Source organism: Streptomyces sp. 7R007, from assembly GCF_054850255.1.
The window spans coordinates 96760-116897 of the sequence record NZ_JBTWMV010000009.1; the positions used below are offsets into that span (position 1 = coordinate 96760).

The window sequence follows — 20138 nt, forward strand, 5'->3', positions numbered from 1 at the left end:
TTCGGGCGCGGTGAACCAGATCACCGGTACTGCGACCCTAGGGACGCCCCGGCCGCCGGGCGCGTCTTGATACGCCGTTCGAAGGGGGCGCCCGTCCGGGTCAGCCGCCCTGCGGGCCGTAGGCCGACATGAAGCGGTCGCGGAACTGGTTCATGCTCCATTCCGGGGCGTCGGAGGCGGGCTTGAGACCATCGGTCCAGCCCCAGCCGGAGACGCGGTCCAGCACCTTCGGGTCGCGGGCGACGATGGTGACCGGCACGTCCCTGTTGGCGCTGCCCCGTGTCACGGTCGGCACGGGCTGGTGGTCGCCGAGGAAGACCAGGACGGTGTTGTCGTCGCCGTAGCGCTGCATCCACTGGGTCAGGCTGTCCAGGGAGTACTGGATCGCCTTGCGGTACTCGGTGCGCACGCGCTGCGCGCTCTTCCAGACCTCCGTCGGGTTCGTGCCCTCCTTCTTGATCTTGTAGAAGATCTTGCCGTTCCCGAGGTCCTTCCAGTCGATGATGTGGGCGATGGGGGACCAGGGGTTGTGACTGGAGGCGAGAATGATCTCCGCCATGATCGGGTCACGGTTCTTCTTGCCGTGCTCCAGCTTCTGGAAGGCCTCCAGGCTGAACTGGTCCGGCACCGGCGTCCAGCTGAAGTAGGGACCCTGGTAGCCGAGATGCGTGGAGTCGTAGATGTGGTCGAGACCGAAGTACGTGCCCTCCGGCCACGCCTTGCGCACCCCGGGCACGATGCCCACCGTGCGCCAGGCGCCGGTCTTCTGGAAGTAGCTGGTCAGCGTGGCCCGGTCGCTGGTGGTCAGGGTCCGGTACCGCGCCTGGTTCTTGACCCACAGCCCGGACAGGAACGTCGAGTGGGCGAGCCAGCTGCCCGCGCCCGTCACCGGCGACCTCAGCCAGCCGCTGCGCGAGGCGAACCCGGCCGCCTTGAGCCGGGCGTTCCCCTCCTGGAGCGTGGCGTCCACCTCGGGCCCCATCGTGGGGTCGTCGATCGCGATCCGGCCGTAGCTCTCGATGAAGGTGAACATCACGTCCTTGCCGCGCAGCCCGGTCAGCAGCTGGTCGGACGGGGTGTCGGCGAACGCGTCGACCCGCATCTGCTTCTTGAAGACCTCGGCGTCGCCCAGCCCGTCGCGCACGGACTGCACCCGGTGGGCGAGGAACTGGCTGTAGCCCCTGGTGGCGAACGGAACGCTGCCGAACTCCACGCTCAGCGTGAAGCAGGTGATCCACACCGTGCCCAGGACGAGCACCGTGCGCACGGCCGCGGACCGGTGGCGGCCCATGGTGTCCGCCAGCCGCAGCACCGCGAGCGCGCACACCACGAGCACGACGACGAGCAGGACGAGCGCGCCGATCACCGCGAGCACCTGACCGGAGCGGCCGAAGGAGTCCTTCACCCAGTCCGCCCCGTCGCTCAGCAGCGTCCAGTCGAAGACCAGGTCGAACGGCCGCGCCAGGGTCTGGTAGAAGCCCATGTCGACGAACTTCAGCACGGTCGTCAGCCCGAGGAACGCCCCCGCGACGACGGCCGCGATCCGCCGTGCCTTCGCCGGCAGCGCCAGCAGGACGATCGCGAGGAGGATCGGCTCGACGGGGAGGCGGAGGACCGACCGGAGGGTGATCCGGTCGAGGCGGTCGGGCACCAGGTCCGCCACGATCACCAGTACACCGGCCAGCACGGTCGTCCCCACCCGCACGGCACGCGCGGCACGCGGGTAACGCCGGCGCCAGCCGAACCAGCCGGGGCGGACGCCGGAGGAGACGGCGGCGGACTCGGAAACGGGCTCGGGCACGGACTCGGGCACGGGCTCATCGGCTGTGGCGCCGTCGCCCGGCTGCGTCTGCTGGCCGGTCTCCTGCTCGTCCGTCCGCCGTACGTCCGTCACGGCCCCCGGCTCGGTCTCGGTGGCCGCCGGGTCGGCCGAGGGCTCCTCGGCCGGGTCCGTTGCCGCCGGGTCGGCAGTGGCCAGGTGGCGAGGCGGGGTGAGATGCGACACCCGTGGGTCCTTCCGTGCGATGCGCGGTGCTGGCACGGCGGACCCGGCCCGCAGGTCAGGGCCGCCAACCTCGCGTACGGCCCCGCGTAACCCGCCGTTCAATGAACCGGGTCAACCGCGCGCAAAGAGTACGCCCACCCGGCCCGCAGCGCGGCGCCCCCAGCGGTCACCGGTCCGCCGCCACCGCCACGTCCTTGGCCCACCGGTAGTCCGCCTTGCCGCTCGGCGAGCGCCGTATCGCCTCCGCGACGACGAGCTGGCGCGGGATCTTGTACCCGGCCAGACGGGTACGGCAGTGCGACTGGATCTCCTCCAGGGACGGCCGCGCCGCGCCCTCGCGCAACTGCACCACGGCCGCCACGTGGTTGCCCCACTTCGTGTCCGGCACCCCGGCCACCAGCGCGTCGTACACGTCGGGATGGGACTTCAGCGCCTGCTCGACCTCCTCCGGGTACACCTTCTCGCCGCCCGTGTTGATGCACTGCGAGCCGCGCCCGAGCACGGTGACCACACCGTCCTCGTCCACGGTGGCCATGTCGCCGAGCAGCACCCAGCGCTCGCCGTCCTTCTCGAAGAAGGTCTCGGCCGTCTTCTCCGGGTCGTTGTAGTAGCCGAGCGGGACGTGGCCGCACTGGGCGACCCGGCCCACCTCGCCCACGGCGACCGGCTCGTGGGTCGCCGGATCGACCACCTGGGTGCGGGAGTTGACCCGGATGCGGAAGCTCTGCCCGGCGCCCGAGTCGGCGGTCGCGGTGCCGTTGAAGCCGGACTCGGAGGAGCCGTAGTTGTTGAGCAGCATCGCGCCGGGCACCAGTTCCTGGAACTGGCGGCGCACCGTCTCCGACAGGACCGCCCCGGAGGAGGAGACGCTGAACACCGAGGAGCAGTCGGTGCCCTTCATGGGCCCGGCGAGCGCGTCGATCAGGGGCCGCAGCATCGCGTCGCCCACCAGCGAGACACTGGTGACCTTCTCCTTCTCGATCGTGCGCAGCACCTCCTCGGGCACGAACTTGCGGTGGATCACGACGCGCTGGCCGAAGTTGAAGCCGATGAGGGAGGTGAGGGTGGAGGTGCCGTGCATGAGGGGGGCGGTGGGGAAGAACGTGATGCCGAAGCCGCCGGCGGCGACCCGCTCGGCCAGTTCCTCGGGCCTCTTGACCGGCTCGCCGGTCGGCGCGCCGCCGCCGAGACCCGAGAAGAACAGGTCCTCCTGACGCCACATCACGCCCTTGGGCATCCCGGTGGTGCCGCCGGTGTAGATGATGAACTGGTCGTCGCCGGAGCGGACCGGGAACCCGCGCCCGGGCGCACCGCCCGCCTCCGCCTCGGCGAAGGCCACCGCGCCGGCCCCCTGGCCCGCGCCGCCCGTTCGCACCAGGTGCCGCAGCTTCGGGCACTGCGGCAGCGCCGCCGCCACCCGGTCGTCGAACTCCGGGTCGAAGACCAGGCCCACCAGATCGGCGTCCTGGTAGAGGTACACCAACTCCTCTTCGACGTAGCGGTAGTTGACGTTGACGGGGACGATCCGCGCCTTGAGGCAGCCGAGGAGCGTCTGCAGGTACTCGACGCCGTTGTACAGGTGCAGTCCGAAGTGTTCGCCGGGCCGGATCCCGGCGTCGATCAGGTGATGGCCCACGCGGTTGGCGGCCGCGTCCAACTCCGCGTAGGTCAGGCGCACTTCCGCGCCGGTGCCCGGATGGTCGACGTACACCAGGGCCTCCCGGTCGGGCACCGCGTCCACGACCGACTCGAACAGGTCCGCAAGGTTGTACTCCACCGCTCCTCCTGACCCCGGCCGAAGCCATGACGAAGAAAGGCGCATCCTTCGGTTCGCCGGTCATCAGAGCAAAGGGGGCGGCAACTGTGAAGGGTTCGCGCGAAGAAATCTGACTGTCTGTCAGAAAACCCTTGAAGTGCCTCCCCGGCTACTGCAACCTGTTCTCGTTCCAGGAGAGGGGAGATGGCCATGGGTGGGACGGAACACCTCACCGTGCGGCGCGAAGGCGCCACACTGGTGCTCACACTCAACAGGCCCGACGCCAAGAACGCGCTCTCGCTGCCGATGCTGGTCGGGCTGTACGACGGCTGGGTGGAGGCAGACGAGGACGACGCCGTGCGCTCGATCGTCCTCACCGGGGCAGGGGGCTCGTTCTGCGCCGGCATGGACCTCAAGGCCCTCGCCGGCCGCGGCACGGACGGCGAGCGGTACCGGGACCGGCTCACGGCCGACCCCGACCTGCACTGGAAGGCGCTGCTGCGCCACCACCGCCCCCGCAAACCGGTGATCGCCGCCGTCGAGGGCCACTGCGTGGCCGGCGGCACCGAGATCCTCCAGGGCACCGACATCCGCGTCGCGGGGGAGTCGGCGACCTTCGGGCTCTACGAGGTCAGGCGCGGACTCTTCCCCATCGGCGGCTCCACCGTCCGCCTGCAACGGCAGATCCCGCGCACCCACGCCCTGGAGATGCTGCTCACCGGCCGCCCCTACACCGCCCGGGAGGCCGCCGGCATCGGGCTGATCGGGCATGTCGTGCCCGACGGCACCGCGCTCGCCAAGGCCCTGGAGATCGCCGAACAGGTCAACGCCTGCGGGCCGTTGGCGGTCGAGGCGATCAAGGCGTCGGTCTACGAGACGGCCGAGATGACGGAGACCGACGGCCTCGCCAGCGAACTCAAGCGGGGCTGGCCGATCTTCGACACGGCCGACGCCAAGGAAGGGGCCCGCGCGTTCGCGGAGAAGCGGCCGCCGGTCTACAAGCGGGCGTAGCGCCGGGCCGGTCCGGACGGCGCGGGTCGTGTGGGACCGGTCGCGCCCGCGCGGCGGAGCCGCACACGTCACCGCCCCGCGCCCCGTCGGGGCGCGCCCCCCACCACCCATCTCCCGAGGAGGCAGCCCCGATGCCCGAAGTCCTCAAAGCCCCCCTCACCGTCGAGTTCCCCTTCACCCGCTCCCTCGGGCCGGTCCAGAGCGCCTTCCTGACCGGCCTGCGCGAGCGCGTGGTGCTCGGGGTGAGGACCGCCGACGGCCGCACGCTCGTCCCGCCCGTCGAGTACGACCCCGTCACCGCCGGGGAGCTGCGCGACCTCGTCGAGGTCGCGCCCACCGGTACGGTCACCACCTGGGCCTGGAACCACAGCCCCCGGCGCGGCCAGCCCCTCGACACGCCCTTCGCCTGGGTCCTGGTCCGCCTCGACGGCGCCGACACCGCCCTGCTGCACGCCCTCGACGCACCCGGCCCCGAGGCCGTGCACACCGGCCTGCGGGTCCGCGTCCGCTGGGCCGAGGAACGCGCCGGCGCCATCACGGACATCGCCTGCTTCGAGCCCTACGACGGCGAGGCCGCCCGGCCCGGCGGCCACAGCGGCGCGTTCGCGGACGCGATCACCGGCATCGTCGCCCCCGCCCGCCTCGACTACACCTACTCGCCGGGCCGCGCCCAGTCCGCCTACATCCACGCCCTCTCCGAACGGCGCACGGTCGGTGAACGCTGCCCCTCCTGCCGGAAGGTCTACGTCCCCCCGAGGGGCGCGTGCCCCACCTGTGGCGTCGCCACGTCGGAACAGGTCGAAGTGGGGCCGCGCGGCACGGTCACCACCTTCTGCATCGTCAACATCAAGGCGAAGAACCTCGACATCGACGTCCCCTACGTCTACGCCCACATCGCCCTCGACGGCGCCGACCTCGCCCTGCACGGCCGCATCGGGGGCATCCCCTACGACCGGGTCCGCATGGGCCTGCGCGTCGAAGCAGTGTGGACGGAAGGCGCCCGCTACCCCGACCACTACCGGCCCACCGGGGAGCCCGACGCGGAGTACGACACCTACAAGGAGCTGCTGTGAGCGCTGCGTCCCGGGACATCGCGGTCGTCGCCTTCGCCCAGACCGACCACCGGCGCACCACCGACGAGCTCTCCGAGGTGGAGATGCTCATGCCGGTGCTGCACGAGGTCCTGGACCGCACCGGCCTGAAGACCGCCGACATCGGCTTCACCTGCTCCGGCTCCAGCGACTACCTCGCCGGTCGGGCCTTCTCCTTCACCCTCGCCCTCGACGGGGTCGGCGCCTGGCCGCCGATCTCCGAGTCGCACGTGGAGATGGACGGCGCGTGGGCGCTGTACGAGGCGTGGACGAAACTGCTGACCGGGGACGCGGACACCGCGCTCGTCTACGCGTACGGCAAGTCCTCACCCGGCTCGGTGCGCGACGTCCTGACCCGGCAGCTGGACCCGTACTACGTGGCGCCCCTGTGGCCCGACTCCGTGGCCCTGGCCGCCCTCCAGGCGCAGGCGCTCGTCGACGCGGGCGAGACCGACGAGCCGGCCCTCGCCGCGGTCGCCGCCCGCAGCCGCCAGGACGCCACCGCCAACCCCCACGCCCAGCTGCGGGGTCCACTCCCGCAGGGCGACTACCTGGTACGGCCGCTGCGCACCGGCGACTGCCCGCCCATCGGCGACGGGGCCGCCGCCGTCGTCCTCGCGGCGGGGGAGCGCGCCCGGGAGCTGTGCGAGCGCCCGGCGTGGATACGCGGCGTCGACCACCGCATCGAGGCGCACAGCCTGGGAGTCCGGGACCTGACCGACTCGCCCTCCGCGCGCCTGGCCGCCGAACACGCCGGTGCCTTCGAACGGCCCGTGGACACCGCCGAGTTGCACGCGCCGTTCACTTCACAGGAGGTCGTCCTGCGCAAGGCCCTCCGGCTGGACGACAGCGTGCGCGTCAACCCCTCCGGGGGCGCCCTCGCGGCCAACCCGATCATGGCCGCCGGGCTGATCCGCATCGGGGAGGCCGCCGCCGCCATCCACCGCGGCGCGTCCGACCGGGCGCTCGCCCACGCCACGTCCGGTCCCTGTCTGCAACAGAACCTGGTCGCCGTACTCGAAGGGGATCCGCGATGAGCAAGGAGCCCGTGGCCGTCGTAGGCATCGGCCAGACCAAGCACGTGGCGGCCCGACGCGACGTGTCGATCGCGGGACTCGTCCGCGAGGCGGCCGGACGGGCCCTGGACGACGCCGAGTTGACCTGGGCCGACATCGACGCCGTGGTCATCGGCAAGGCGCCCGACTTCTTCGAGGGCGTCATGATGCCGGAGCTGTACCTGGCCGACGCGCTCGGCGCGGTGGGCAAGCCGATGCTGCGCGTGCACACCGCGGGCTCGGTCGGCGGCTCCACCGCGCTGGTCGCCGCCAACCTGGTCGCGGCCCGCGTCCACGGCACCGTGCTGACGCTCGCCTTCGAAAAGCAGTCCGAGTCCAACGCCATGTGGGGGCTGTCGCTGCCGATCCCCTTCCAGCAGCCCCTGCTCGCGGGAGCGGGCGGCTTCTTCGCCCCGCACGTGCGCGCGTACATGCGGCGCAGCGGCGCGCCCGACACCGTCGGCTCGCTGGTGGCGTACAAGGACCGGCGCAACGCGCTGAAGAACCCGTACGCCCATCTGCACGAGCACGACATCACCCTGGAGAAGGTCCAGGCCTCACCCATGCTGTGGGACCCGATCCGCTACTCGGAGACCTGTCCGTCCTCCGACGGCGCCTGCGCCATGGTGCTCACCGACCGGGCGGGCGCGGGCCGGGCGCCCCGGCCGCCCGCCTGGATGCTGGGCGGGGCCATGCGCAGCGAGCCGACCCTCTTCGCCGGCAAGGACTTCGTCTCCCCGCAGGCCGGCAAGGACTGCGCCGCCGACGTCTACCGGCAGGCCGGCATCGCCGACCCCCGCCGGGAGATCGACGCCGCCGAGATCTACGTGCCGTTCTCCTGGTACGAGCCCATGTGGCTGGAGAACCTGGGCTTCGCCGACGAGGGGGAGGGCTGGAAGCTCACCGAGTCCGGCGTGACCGAACTGGACGGCGACCTGCCGGTCAACATGTCCGGCGGTGTCCTGTCGACCAACCCCATCGGCGCCTCCGGCATGATCCGCTTCGCGGAGGCGGCGCTGCAGGTGCGCGGACAGGCCGGGGAACACCAGGTGGCGGGCGCCCGCACGGTGCTCGGACACGCCTACGGCGGCGGATCGCAGTTCTTCTCCATGTGGCTCGTGGGGGCCGAACCGCCCACCTCCTGAAAGGTCCCCCTCACGTGGCCTGTCGGCGGCAGAAGACGATCGCTAGGCTGACCGCGGACGACGAATCGGGAGGAGCACGGACGTGGCCGAGAGCACCATCCAGCAGCAGCCGCTCGCGGGCTGGGACAAGCCGGAGCTGGACCTCAGCAGCGCCGAGTGGCACTCCAGCAGCCGGGGCCTGGGGGATGTCCAGATCGCCTTTGTCGAGGGTTTCATCGCGATGCGCAACAGTGGCCGTCCGGAGAGCCCTTCCTTGATCTTCACCCCCGCCGAGTGGGGCGCTTTCGTGTCGGGCGCGAGGGAGGGCGAGTTCGACCTGACGTGAACCGGGTGCGCTCGACGTGAACCGTGAGGGGTGTGTTCCGCCCGTTTTTCCGGACACGCGACCGTGAGCACCTTCCCGGGGCCGCCGCCTGAGCCAGGCCGGCCCCGGGGGAGGTCGCGTGTCCGGAGGTGAGGAACCCCATGAACACCCTGCCGGTCGTCGCGGCGGTCGACGGTTCGGACGACAGCCTGCGCGCCCTGGACTGGGCTCTCGACGCCGCCCTCGGGCGCGGGGCCGCGCTGCGGGTGGTCCACGTACGGCAGTACGCCGTCTGGAGCCGGCCCGACGTCCTGGCCGCCGGGCCCCCGGACGCGGAGGACGACCCGGTGCTCGACCAGGCGCGCACGCACCTGGCAGGGCGGGCCGGGCGGCCGGCCGCGGAGTACGTGGTGCTCGAGGGCGTGCCCAGCGCCGTCCTGCCCGAACTGGGCTCCACGGCACAGCTGTTGGTGCTCGGCTCCCGGGGCGGCGGAGGCTTCGCCAGTCTGCTGCTGGGCTCCAACGGCCTGGCCGCCGCCCGGGACGCCCCGTGCCCCGTCGTCGTGGTGCCCCGGCCCGGCCGCGAGGTGCACGGGGACCTTCCGGGGGGCCCGGACCGCGCGTGGTCGTCGGCCTGCAGGCGGACGGTCCCGACGAGGCCACGCTCGCGTTCGCCTTCGCCGAGGCGGCCCTGCGCGGTGCGCGCCTGCGGGTGCTGGTCGCCTATCCCTGGCCCGCGCAGACCTGGGCGGCCCCCGCCGAACTGCTGCCGCCAGCCGTCGACCAGGCCGCCGTCGAGGCCGAGACCCGCACCCTGGCGGAGGGTTTCCTCGCCCCGCACCGCGCACGGCACCCCGAGGTCGTGGCCGAGCCGTACCTCGCCCCGGGCGATGCGGCCGGCCGCCTGGTCGCCGCCTCCCAGGGCGCCGACCTGGTCGTGGTGGGCCGCCACCGGCGCCGCCTGCTCGCACCGGCCCGCATGATCGGCTCGGTCACCCAGGCGGTGCTCCTGCACGCGGCGAGCCCGGTGGCGGTGGTACCGCCCAGCCCGGCAAGGGAGTGAGCCGCAGTCCGCCCGCCCGCCGAAGTGATCACCGCACCCGCGCCTCGTGCGGCGCCGGCCCGAACCCGCTCGCCAGTCCTCCGGATTGGTCTGCCAGGAGGGTCACCGGGAGGTCCGGCCACGGGTCCGCCGGAGGCGGCCGTCGGCGGGGGGAACCGGGGGCCGGCGGTCGTCTGTTCGGGGCCGGGGAAAGCTCCGGACCCGGGCCGCCGGGCCGTCGGTGAGGCGTACGCTGAGGTGCCTGGAGGTCACGGTGCGCGCCCGCTCCCCGCGCGGACGTACCACCGTGACAGGGGGTACACCATGGTGCAGCGCATCGTACGGAGCACACGCACGCTCTTCGAGCGCGAAAGCGAACTCGCCGCCGTCGACGAGGCGTTGGAGGAACTCACCGGCCTGCGACGGGACGGCGCCGAGCCGGCCGCACGGCCCCGCGGCGCCCTGCTCGCCTTCGCCGGGCGCGCCGGCATCGGCAAGACCACCCTCCTCGCCGAGGTCCGCCGGCGCGCCGCCGCACACGGCTGCACCGTGCTCTGTGCCCGCGGCGGCGACCAGGAGCAGCGCGTCGCCTTCCACGTCGCCCGCCAGCTCCTGCAACCCCAGTTCGCCGGCTCCGCCGAGGCCGACCTTCGCTCGGCCCTGGGCAGTTGGTACGGCATCGTCGGCCCCGCCCTCGGCCTGTGCGCCCCCACCGGCGGCGCCCCGCCCGACCAGCAGGGCCTGCGCGACGGCCTCGACTGGGTGCTCACCCATCTCGCCGTCCGGCGCGCCCCGATGGTCCTCGTCCTCGACGACGCGCACTGGGCCGACTCCGAATCCCTCAGCTGGCTGGCCGCGTTCGCACCCCGCGCCGAACAGCTCCCCTTACTGGTCGTCGTCGCCTACCGGCCCGACGAACTCCCCGAGCACGCCGAGGCGTTCAGGTCGCTGCCCGGCCGATCCGGCGGACGGCCCCTCGACCTGGAGCCGCTCAGCGCCGTCGCCGTCGCCCGCCTCGTGCGCGAAACCCTCGGCCCGCACGCCGACGACGCGTTCTGCCGCGAGTGCTGGGCCGTCACCGCCGGCAGCCCCTTCGAGACCGTCGAACTCCTCGCCAAGGTCCGCGACCGCGGTCTGACGCCCACCGAGTCCGCCGCCCACCTGCTGCGCGACCTCGCCGCCGCCGTCAAGGGCGCCGGACTCCTCTCCCGCCTCGAACGGCTCGGCACCTCCACCGTCCGTTTCGCCTGGGCCTGCGCCGTCCTCGGCACCGAGATCCACCCCCTGCTCGCCGCCGCCGTCGCGGGTCTCGGTCACGAGGAGGCCGCCGACGCCGCCGACGCCCTGCGCACCGCCCGCATCCTCACCGGCGCCGAGACCCTGGAGTTCGTCCACCCGCTCATCGCCACCGCCGTCTACCGGGCCATCCCGCCCGGCATCCGCGTCGCCCTGCACGGCCAGGCCGCCTGGTGCGTGATCAACGACGGCCAGGGACCGGCCGCCGCCGCCCGCCACCTCCTGGAGATCCACCCCGACGGCGACCCCTGGGTCGTCCGGCAACTGCGCGCCGCCGCCGTCGAGACCCTGCGGGCCGGCGCCCCCGACGCGGCCCGCCGTCACCTCGCCCGCGCCCTGCGCGAACCCCCGCCCGAGCAGGAACGCGCGGCCGTGCTGTACGAACTGGGCTCCGCCTCCCTGCTCACCGAACCGGCGACCACGGTCAACCACCTGCGCGCCGCCCTCGCCGAACCCATCGCCGACCCCGCCCTGCGCCACCGCATCGTCTACCGGCTCTCCCAGGTCCTCGCCCACAGCGACCGCCTCGCCGAGGCCTCCGACACCCTCGCCCACGAGATCCGCGCCACCGACGACGCCCGCATCCGGCTGCGCATGGTCGCCGAACAGTTCATGTGGGACGCCTTCCGCGCCGACGAACCCGACCACCCCTCCCGCTCCCGGCGCCTGACCCGGCTCGCCGACCGCCTGGCGGGCCGCGACCTCACCGAGCGCTACATCATCGGCCTGCGCACCTGGGACGCGGTCCTGCGCGGCGAACCCGCCCGCGTCGCCCTCCACCACGCCGAACGCGCCCTCGCCGGCGGCCTCGGCTGGGCCGAGCCCGACCGCGGCTTCGAGGTGCCGGTCCTGGTCGCCCTCGCCTTCACGTACGCCGACCGCCCGGGCCGTACGGAGGAGCTCTTCGCGGCCGGCATCGCCGAGTTCGAACGGCAGGGCTGGCGCGGCGCCCACCTCTCCTTCGCCTACACGCTCCTCGCCTACGTCCGCTACCGGCGCGGCCGGCTCGCCGAGGCCGAGGACTTCGTCCGCGCCGGCCTGCGCCTCGCCGAACGCGTCGGCCCCGGCACCCCCGCCCACTGGTACGCCGTCGGCATCCTCATCGAGGTCCTGCTCGCCCGGGGCCGGACCGGCGAGGCCGCCCGGGTCGCCGAGGACTACGCGTTCCGCGCGCCCTTCCCGGCCGCCGTCGTCTTCCCCGACGCGCAGACCGTGCACGGCGAACTGCTGCTCGCCCGCGGCCGCACCGCCGAAGCCGCGGAGGAACTGGCCGCCGCGGGCCGGCGCCTGGAGCCGCGCGGCATGCGCAACCCCGCCTGGTGCCCCTGGCAGCTCCACCTCGCCCGCGCCGAGCGGCACGACACCCCCGAACGCGCGGTCGCCACCGCCCTCGAAGCGGTCGCCCGCGCCCGCCAGTTCGGCACTCCGTCCGCCATCGGCCAGGCCCTGCGCGCGGCGGCCGACGTCTCCTCCGGCTCGCTGCGCGTCAAGTACCTGGAGGAGTCCGTCACCTACCTGGAACGCTCCCCGGCGGCGTACGAGCTGGGCTGCGCCCTGGTCGCCCTGGGGGCCGAACTGCGCCGCACCGGCCGCCCGCGCGAGGCCGCCGAACACCTCTACCGGGGCCTGGACACCGCGGTCCAGTGCAACGCGGACGGCCTCGCCGAGACGGCCCGCGACGAGCTGACCGAGGCCGGTCTGCGCCCGCGCCGCCTGCACAGCGCGGAGACGGACACCCTCACCGCGCGCGAGCGCACGGCGGCGACCCTCGCGGCCCAGGGCCGCACGGAGGCCGAGATCGCGCACACACTGCACACGGACGAGCAGACGGCGGTACGGCTGCTGTCGGCGGTCTACCGGAAGATGGGCACGGAGATCACCGGCCTGGCCGAGACGCTCACCTCTTCGTGAGGTGCGCCGCCCCGCACACGCACGAGCACCCCCGCCCCCGTACCATTGGCGCATGTCGTTCCTCCGCCGCCGCGCGACCCCCGCCGGTCCCGACTTCGACGTCCTGGCCATGGACCCGGGCGACTGGCCCGGCAACCTCGGCGCCGGGCTGCTGCCCGCCCCCGACGGCACCTGCCAGGGTGTCTTCCTGCGCTACGACCTCTTCGGCGGCCGCGGCCCCGCGATGATCATCGGCAACCTGCCCGAGGGCTCCCCGGCCCGGGAAGTGGGGGAGGGCGAGATCCCCTTCGAGGTGGCCCAGCTGCTGATCGCGCTGGAGAACGAGGAGGAGGTCACCGTCGTCGGCGTCGAGGACATGCCGGTGATGCAGGGTGACAACCTCCTGATCGTGCGCCGGCTGAAGCTGTCCGAGAGCCGGATCTCCTGCGTCCAGTTCGACCGCAGCGACAACGTCCTGGTGACCATCGCCGCCTGGGACCGCCCCATCACCGACGACCTGTACGCCCTGCTGAAGCCGCTCCCGGCGGAGCTTTTCCAGCAGGGCTGAACCAGCGGGTCCGAGTCCGCTACCGCCCGGAGGGCAGCAGCCGGACGTCGGCGGCGCGCACGAACGCCACCCGGTGGCCGTACTGGATCTCGTAGTACAGGTCCTGGCCCGTCACCACGCGGTGTGAGTCGGTGGTGAAGGTGACCGCGTAGTAGTACTGGCCGGGCACCTCGTCGCCGACCACGTACCGCTGTCCCGCCGGCAGCGTGTACGGCAGCGGCGACACCGACTGCACGGGCACGCCCGTCGGGTAGGCGGAGGCCTCCGGGTAGGCGCGGCCGTACACCGGGACGCTCGCCAGGCCGTCCCTGGGCGTCACCACGAGCCCGGCCGACCGCACCGCGGTCCGCTCCCCCCTGGGATTGTGGAACCACGCCTTCTGGCCGAGGTACCAGATCGCCGTCCAGTCGCCGTCGCGGTCCGCGACCGCGTACTGCTGACCGGTGGAGACGCGTGAGGACAGGTCGTTCACGCCGGTGGTCGGGGCGGTGCCGAGGCCGACGTCCTTGATCAGCGGGTAGGACTCGCCGGGGCCGGAGTACAGCCGCACCTCGCTCGAACCGTGCGCCGCGCACGGCTCGCCCTTGGTGACGCAGCCGGTGTACTCCGGCTGGTTGGCGGCGTAGTCCGGCAGGATCGTCACCAGGCCGCCGCCCTTGCGCGCCGTGCGCTGCAGCGGATGGCCGAGCAGTTCGAAGTAGTGCCGCCAGTCCCAGTAGGGGCCCGGGTCGGTGTGCATGCCGGGGATCGTCGAGGTGGTCGGGCCGGGCACGTTGTCGTGGCCGAGGATGTGCTGCCGGTCCAGCGGGATGCCGTACTTCGCCGACAGGTAGCGCACCAGCCGCGCCGAGGCCCGGTACATCTCCTCCGTGTACCAGGCGTCCGGGTTCGCCAGGAAGCCCTCGTGCTCGATGCCGATCGACTTGGCGTTGACGTACCAGTTGCCCGCGTGCCAGGCCACGTCCTTGGCCTTGACGTGCTGGGCGATCAGACCGTCCGTCGAGCGGATGGTGTAGTTCCACGACACGTAGGTGGGGTCCTGGACGAGGTTGAGCACACCGTCCCAGGCGCCCTCGGTGTCGTGGACGACGATGTACCGGATGCTCTGCGAGGCCGGGCGGTCCCCGAGGTCGTGGTTGCCGTAGTCGTTGTCCCCGAACTCCTCGTACGGCGCCGGGATCCACTCGCAGGACACCGACTTGGGGCACTCGGTGCCGTTCGCGGAGACCGTGCGCAGACCCGTCCGCGCGAGCTGCCCGGTGTCGGGCGCGACGGCGGGCCGCGCGGCCAGCGTCACCCGCTGCCCGGCGTCCGTGGTGCGCTGCTCGCCGGTGCGGATCACGTCGTACACGTCGTTCGCGTACGCCGCCGCGGTCGCCGTGTCGTCGGCGCCCGAGAAGCGGGCCACCGCGCCGTACCAGTCGGCCGGGTCGGCGCTGAGCGGCTCGCCGAGGTCCTGCTGGGCGGCGGCCAGCAGCGCGGCGCCGCCGGCCACGTTCGCCGTCTCGTCCTCGCGCAGCCGCTCGGCGGGGATGCCGGTGAGCTCGGCCGCCTTCGGCAGGGTCGTGAGGCGCGCCGGCAGCCGGGAGCCGGCGGGCGATTCGGTGGCGGGGCGCAGCGCCGGGCGGGCCGAGTCGCCGCGGGCGTCCTCCGCGCCCTCGCTGTGGTGGGAGGTCGTCCGCAGCGCGGTGCGGGCGTCGGTCAGGTGCATCGGGCCGTAGCCGCCGGTCACGCTCGGCGCGCCGGCGTGCGCGTCCCAGCGGGACTGGAGATAGGAGACGGCCAGCAGCACGCTCTGCGGAACGTGGTACGCGGCGGACGCGGAGGCGAACGCCCGCTGCAGCCGGTCCGTCGCGGGCTGCGGCTGGGGCGGGGCCATGCCGAGCAGCGGCAGCAGCAAGGCGGCACAGGCCACGGTGCCCGTGGCGCGGCGCAGACGTCTGTGCCCGGGGGTGGACGTGGGTGCGGTGACGGATCCTCGCAATGCGGCCTCCTGGGGCTCACGAGCGTGGCGGGGCGTGCAGGGCCGAGCGGTGGGTCAGTGGTACCTGCTGGCCGACGATCCGTCAATCATGCCCAGGGGCAGGCCTTTTGCCGTGTCAACACGAGGGCGGGGAGGTTTCCGGGCGACGGCTCGCGGGCCTGCGGGGCGTCAGTGGCGTACACCAATGGACGCGCGGATCACCCAGGACACACGACGGTCCGCGGTGCGCCGTCTTCGTGGGCGCACCGCGGACCGTCGTCCCCGTCAGCGAGTGCCGACCGCCGCGCGCACGGCCTTGCGGGCCAGCTGGCAGTCGTCGTGCAGCCGCCTGAGCAGCAGCCGTTGTTCCTCGCCGGACGGCGCGGCACCCGGGTGGGCCGCTCCCGGTGCCGTCGGGGTCGTGTCGTGCATCGAACGCTGCACGGCCGTCTCGTAGGTGCGGATCTCGCGGGTCAGCACGAGCATCAGGTTCACCAGGAAGGCGTCCCGCGAGGCCGGGCCCGCGGACTGGGCGATCTGGCTGATCTGACGACGCGCCACCGGCGCGTCTCCCAGGACCGACCACAGCGTCGCCAGGTCGTAGCCCGGCAGGTACCAGCCGGCGTGCTCCCAGTCCACCAGCACCGGACCGGCCGGTGACAGCAGGATGTTCGACAGCAGCGCGTCGCCGTGGCAGAACTGGCCCATGCCCTGGCGGCCCGCCGCATGCGCGATGCCGTGCAGCAGCTTCTGCAGGTCGCCCAGGTCGCGGTCGGTCAGCAGCCCCAGCTCGTGGTAGCGGGAGATGCGGGCCGCGTAGTCGAGCGGGGCGTCGAAGGTGCCCGCCGGGGGCCGCCAGGCGTTGAGCCGGCACACCGCGCCGAGTGCCGCCCTGATGTCCGCCCGCGGCGGGGCCTCCGCCGGGTGCCGCTGAAGTGCCGCCACCCGGCCGGGCATCCGCTCGATGACCAGCGTGCAGTTGTCCGGATCCGCCGCGATCAGCCGGGGCACGCGCACCGGGGGGCGGTGCCGGACGAACGAGCGGTAGGCCGCTATCTCGTGGCGGATCCGCTCCGACCACACGGGCGAGTGGTCCAGTAAACACTTGGCGACGGCCGTGCTGCGTCCGGTCGTACCGACCAGGAGTACGGACCGTCCGCTGCGCCGCAGCACCTGGACCGGAGCGAACTCCGGGCAGATCCGGTGCACCGACGCGATCGCGGTACGCAGCTGGGCGCCCTGGGGGCCGGACAAGTCGAGTCTCCCGCTGAGCGGTGGGGTGCCGAGCCCCGGGGCGCGCCGCGGCCGGCCCGCGCCGAGCGCGGGGGCCGCCTGGCGGGCGGCGGGGTCGAGGTAGGGGCCGCCGGCGCCCGGACGGGGGCGCAGCGACCGGGGCGGGGCGGACACGGAGGACGATGCTGCGTACATGGGCGAAACAGATCCCTTCGTGTGCCTGCAGTGCCTGTGCTGGGTGCGCTGCCCGGCCCGGCCGCCCGGGTGCACCCTGGGGAATGCACCTGTGGTTGGAAGCGGCGACCGGGTCGGGGTGGCGCGTTCCTACCTGACACCCGATGCGCAGTGGCACACCATCTGGCGCACCCTGGCGAACCCTGGCGAATAGTCGCCCGGCAACTCTGCCCGGGCTACTGTCAACTCAGCCGAGAACCTGGGGGCTTGACGTGAGCGGACAACCCAACACCCGCCTGCGGGACCTGTTCGGCCTGGCCGGCTGGTCCAAGGGCGAACTCGCGAGGCTGGTCAACCGGCAGGCGGCGGCCATGGGCCACCCCCAGCTGGCGACCGACACCTCACGGGTGCGGCGCTGGCTCGACACGGGAGAGATCCCGCGCGATCCGGTGCCGAGGGTGCTGGCGGCCCTGTTCACCGAGCGTCTCGGCCGTGTCGTGACCATCGAGGACCTCGGTCTGGTCCGGCACGGGCGTGCGGGGAAACGGCAGGGCGGCGGGAGTGTGGATCATCCCGACGGTGTGCCGTGGGCGCCCGAACGGACGGCTGCGGTCCTCACCGAATTCACGGGAATGGACCTCATGCTCAACCGACGCGGCTTGGTGGGCGCGGGTGCCGCGCTCGCCGCGGGATCCGCACTCAGCAGTGCCATGCACGACTGGCTTCACACCGACCCGGCCCTCAAGGCCGACGCCCCCCGTTTCGACGATCCCCTGCACGCCGACCCCGCTGGGTTCGACCGCTACGAGGCCGCCCCCATCGGGTCGCAGGAGATCGAGGAACTGGAGCGCTCGGTCGAGGTGTTCCGGGCCTGGGACGCGGCCCGCGGCGGCGGGTTGCAACGCAAGGCAGTCGTGGGCCAGCTCAACGAGGTGGGCGGCATGCTCGCCTACCGTCACCCCGACCATCTCCAGCGGCGCCTGTGGGGCGTCGCTGCCAACCTCGCCGTCCTCGCGGGCTGGATGTCGCACGACGTCGGCCTGGAGCCCACGGCCCAGAAGTACTTCGTCATCGCCGCCCATGCCGCGAGAGAGGGCGGCGACCGGCCCCGCGCCGGGGAGGCGCTCTCCCGAGCGGCTCGCCAGATGGTGCACCTGGGCCGGCCCGACGACGCGCTCGACCTGATGAAGCTCGCCCAGTCCGGCTCCGGCGACGAGGTGCTGCCCCGCACCCGGGCCATGCTCTACACCATCGAGGCCTGGGCGCAGGCCTCCATGGGCAAGGGCCAGGCCATGCGCCGCACCCTCGGCCAGGCGGAGGACCTCTTCGTCTCCGACAAGGGCGACGTGCCGCCGCCGAGCTGGATGCAGATGTTCCGGGAGGAGGATTTGTACGGCATGCAGGCCCTGGCCTACCGCACGCTGGCCGAGTTCGAGCCGTCCGCGGCCGTGCACGCCCAGCACTACGCGGAGAAGGCCCTGGCCCTGCGGGTCGACGGACGCCAGCGGTCGAAGATCTTCGACTTCCTGTCGATGGCCTCCGCCTGCTTCATCGCCGACGACCCCGAACAGGCCGACCGGTACGCGCGCCTGGCCCTGATGTCGATGGGATCCAACTCCTCCCACCGCACCTGGGACCGGCTGCGCCAGATGTACCGGCTGACCGCCGAGTACTCCAGCTATCCGAAGATCCACGAGCTGCGGGAGGAGATCAGACTGGCGCTGCCCAAGCCGGCCAAGGGCGGCAGCAGCGCACAGGTGTGAGGAGGGTGAGGGAGCACAGGTACAGGGGGACTGTGCGCTGATCCCTCGTCGCGCTCCGGCTGTTCACACCACGCGGGCGACGAGCACGCAGGCGTCGTCCTCGCGTTCGGCCTCGCCGAACTCCTCCACGACCAGCCGCAGGCAGTCCTGGGCGGTGGGTGCCGCGCCGAAGCGCGGGGCCAGGTCGAGGAGGCGGCGCAGGGCCCGGCTGTCGTGCCGGGGGACCAGCCCGTCGGTGTGCAGCAGGAGCAGATCGCCCGGCCGGAGGATCTCCTCGGCCTGCTCGTAGGCGGCGCCCGAGGTGGCGCCGAGCAGGACGCCGGCCGGTGGATCGAGCCTGCGCCCCGTCCCGTCGCGGTACAGCAGCGGGGCGGGGTGTCCGGCCTGCGCCCAGGTCAGGGTGCGGGTGTCGGGCCGGTAGCGGCAGCAGAGGGCGCTGCCGAGGGCCGGCTGGACGGTGGCATCGAGTAACTGGTTGAGCCAGGTGAGCAGTTGGCCGGGCTGGGTGCCGGCCATCGCCATGCCGCGTACGGCGCCGAGCAGGGTCGCCATGCCGGACGTGACGGCGACGCCGTGGCCGGTGAGGTCGCCCACGCTCAACAGAGTCTGGCCGTCGGCCAGTTCGAGCGCGTCGTACCAGTCGCCGCCGATCAGCGTGCTCGCCGTGGACGGCAGGTGGTGGGCCGCGAGGTCCAGGGCTTCGGGCCCTTGGCGCGGGAGCCGCAGGGAGCCCCGCCACGGTGGCAGCACGGCCTCCTGCAACTCGACCGCGAGCCGGTGCTCGGTCTGCGCGCGGTGCCGGTCGCGCTGGAGCGAGTCACGGGTCTCGCTCACCGCGCGCTGGCTGCGGCGCAGTTCACTGACGTCCCGCAGCACGGCCCACATCGAGGCGGTGCTGCCGTCGGTGTCGAGCACGGGCTCGCCCATCATGTGCACGGTCCGCACCTCGCCGTCCGGGCGCACGATGCGGAACTCGCCGTCGATGGGCTTGGCGTCGACGAGGCAGTCGGTCACCATCGTCGTCAGCCTGGGCCGGTCCTCGTCCAGGACGACGGCGGGCAGTTCGTCCAGGGTGAGCGGGGGAGCGGCGGCGTCGCGGCCCAGGATCTGGTACAGCTCCCCCGACCAACTCGCCTCGTCCGTCAGCAGGTTCCACTCCGCGCTGCCCACGCGGCTGAGCAGCGAGCCGTGCCGGGGAGCGGGCGCCACGGCGGTCGGCGGCTGGGGTGCCGCGGGTACCTGCGGCCCGTCCCGCAGCTGGGCCAAATGGGCGTCGAGGTCGTCGAGTTGGTGCAGCGCCAGGTCGCACAGCGCGCGCTGCCACCGCTCCTGCGGGTCCGATCCGTCGCTCGGGGTGTCCCGTCGTACGGCGTCCACGTCGCCCTTGAGCCGTCGCGTCTGCGATATCAGCGCCTCGACCGAGCCGCGACCGGGCGGCTGGGCGGCGGGGCGGTCCGCGGAGACATGGGACGGCATGACGCACTCCGATGCGGGGACGGTTCGGCCAAGGCGGACGGAGGGACCGTTACGACTGTTGCACAGCCCGCGACGCGCTGTAAGGGATTTGGCAACACCCGATACGGTGGTGCTTCCGGCATATGCCACAGTCTTCACGGGCAGCTCGGGTAGTGCCGTCGGCGTACGCCGACGATCGGTCGAGGCGTAGGCGGCGTACGCAATTCAACGGGTCGACGAAGGTTTCGGCGTGCTCTCAGCCATGTGTTTGACGGTCGTGTGTTCCAGTGATGCAGGTCACACAAAATAGCAAGCGCTTCGACGTAATGCGAACCGCCCCTGCGGAGTCGTAACAACATCGGCCATCCGGCCCGACCGCCGACCCGC

13 protein-coding genes and 1 pseudogene are annotated in these 20138 nt (G+C 73.0%); 9 read left to right on the top strand and 5 right to left on the bottom strand.

The genetic code is table 11. From position 1 onward, the window contains the following. Nucleotides 1–100: 100 nt before the first annotated feature. Nucleotides 101–2005, bottom strand: coding sequence for an alkaline phosphatase family protein (locus tag ACYF6T_RS14480; protein ID WP_461696482.1), 1905 nt, complete (start codon nucleotides 2003–2005; stop codon nucleotides 101–103). A gap of 166 nt (nucleotides 2006–2171) precedes the next feature. After that, the gene (locus ACYF6T_RS14485; protein WP_461696483.1) at nucleotides 2172–3782 is read right to left on the bottom strand and encodes an acyl-CoA synthetase; all 1611 of its coding nucleotides are present in this window, start codon (nucleotides 3780–3782) and stop codon (nucleotides 2172–2174) included. Nucleotides 3783–3971: 189 nt separating this feature from the next. Here ACYF6T_RS14485 and ACYF6T_RS14490 point away from each other — a divergent pair, with 189 nt between their 5' ends. From ACYF6T_RS14490 to ACYF6T_RS14525, 8 genes and pseudogenes are all read left to right on the top strand, one after another. Continuing rightward, entirely contained in the window at nucleotides 3972–4772 is an 801-nt protein-coding gene (locus ACYF6T_RS14490) for a crotonase/enoyl-CoA hydratase family protein (RefSeq protein ID WP_461696485.1), read from the top strand. A 131-nt stretch (nucleotides 4773–4903) separates the two neighbouring features. Beyond that, a complete protein-coding gene (locus tag ACYF6T_RS14495) occupies nucleotides 4904–5845 on the top strand; it encodes a Zn-ribbon domain-containing OB-fold protein (protein ID WP_461696486.1) in 942 nt (313 codons plus the stop codon). Further along, on the top strand, nucleotides 5842–6900 hold the full coding sequence (locus tag ACYF6T_RS14500) for a thiolase domain-containing protein (protein WP_461696487.1): 1059 nt from the start codon (nucleotides 5842–5844) through the stop codon (nucleotides 6898–6900). The genes ACYF6T_RS14495 and ACYF6T_RS14500 overlap by 4 nt, the downstream gene beginning before the upstream one ends. Then, a complete protein-coding gene (locus tag ACYF6T_RS14505) occupies nucleotides 6897–8063 on the top strand; it encodes a thiolase domain-containing protein (protein WP_461696488.1) in 1167 nt (388 codons plus the stop codon). Before ACYF6T_RS14500 ends, ACYF6T_RS14505 begins: the two co-directional genes overlap by 4 nt. An 82-nt stretch (nucleotides 8064–8145) precedes the next feature. Next, nucleotides 8146–8388, top strand: coding sequence for a DUF397 domain-containing protein (locus ACYF6T_RS14510; protein ID WP_461696490.1), 243 nt, complete (start codon nucleotides 8146–8148; stop codon nucleotides 8386–8388). 140 nt (nucleotides 8389–8528) lie between these two features. Further along, nucleotides 8529–9430 (top strand): annotated as a pseudogene (locus ACYF6T_RS14515) (universal stress protein). Nucleotides 9431–9733: 303 nt separating this feature from the next. Further along, on the top strand, nucleotides 9734–12616 hold the full coding sequence (locus tag ACYF6T_RS14520; protein ID WP_461696492.1) for an ATP-binding protein: 2883 nt from the start codon (nucleotides 9734–9736) through the stop codon (nucleotides 12614–12616). Between the two features lie 52 nt (nucleotides 12617–12668). Further along, nucleotides 12669–13163 (top strand): hypothetical protein, encoded by a 495-nt coding sequence (locus ACYF6T_RS14525; protein WP_461696493.1) that lies wholly within the window; start codon nucleotides 12669–12671, stop codon nucleotides 13161–13163. Nucleotides 13164–13182: 19 nt separating this feature from the next. Here ACYF6T_RS14525 and ACYF6T_RS14530 read toward each other — a convergent pair whose 3' ends face one another. Further along, a complete protein-coding gene (locus tag ACYF6T_RS14530) occupies nucleotides 13183–15147 on the bottom strand; it encodes an N-acetylmuramoyl-L-alanine amidase (protein ID WP_461696494.1) in 1965 nt (654 codons plus the stop codon). Nucleotides 15148–15411: 264 nt separating this feature from the next. Beyond that, nucleotides 15412–16554, bottom strand: coding sequence for an aminoglycoside phosphotransferase family protein (locus ACYF6T_RS14535; protein ID WP_461696495.1), 1143 nt, complete (start codon nucleotides 16552–16554; stop codon nucleotides 15412–15414). Nucleotides 16555–16805: 251 nt separating this feature from the next. Here ACYF6T_RS14535 and ACYF6T_RS14540 point away from each other — a divergent pair, with 251 nt between their 5' ends. Further along, nucleotides 16806–18296 carry a DNA-binding protein NsdB gene (locus ACYF6T_RS14540; protein ID WP_461696496.1) on the top strand — a complete coding sequence of 497 codons (1491 nt, stop codon included), beginning with the start codon at nucleotides 16806–16808 and terminating at the stop codon, nucleotides 18294–18296. Nucleotides 18297–18359: 63 nt separating this feature from the next. Here ACYF6T_RS14540 and ACYF6T_RS14545 read toward each other — a convergent pair whose 3' ends face one another. Next, nucleotides 18360–19772, bottom strand: a complete 1413-nt coding sequence (locus ACYF6T_RS14545; RefSeq protein ID WP_461696497.1) for a PP2C family protein-serine/threonine phosphatase — start codon at nucleotides 19770–19772, stop codon at nucleotides 18360–18362. Nucleotides 19773–20138 lie beyond the last annotated feature (366 nt).

Excerpts from the sequence above, each read along its gene's own strand:
- ACYF6T_RS14495 (WP_461696486.1), top strand. The coding sequence starts at position 4,904 with ATGCCCGAAGTCCTCAAAGCCCCCCTCACCGTCGAGTTCCCCTTCACC.
- ACYF6T_RS14490 (WP_461696485.1), top strand. The coding sequence starts at position 3,972 with ATGGGTGGGACGGAACACCTCACCGTGCGGCGCGAAGGCGCCACACTG.
- ACYF6T_RS14505 (WP_461696488.1), top strand. The coding sequence starts at position 6,897 with ATGAGCAAGGAGCCCGTGGCCGTCGTAGGCATCGGCCAGACCAAGCAC.
- ACYF6T_RS14545 (WP_461696497.1), bottom strand. The coding sequence starts at position 19,772 with ATGCCGTCCCATGTCTCCGCGGACCGCCCCGCCGCCCAGCCGCCCGGT.
- ACYF6T_RS14525 (WP_461696493.1), top strand. The coding sequence starts at position 12,669 with ATGTCGTTCCTCCGCCGCCGCGCGACCCCCGCCGGTCCCGACTTCGAC.
- ACYF6T_RS14535 (WP_461696495.1), bottom strand. The coding sequence starts at position 16,554 with ATGTACGCAGCATCGTCCTCCGTGTCCGCCCCGCCCCGGTCGCTGCGC.
- ACYF6T_RS14520 (WP_461696492.1), top strand. The coding sequence starts at position 9,734 with ATGGTGCAGCGCATCGTACGGAGCACACGCACGCTCTTCGAGCGCGAA.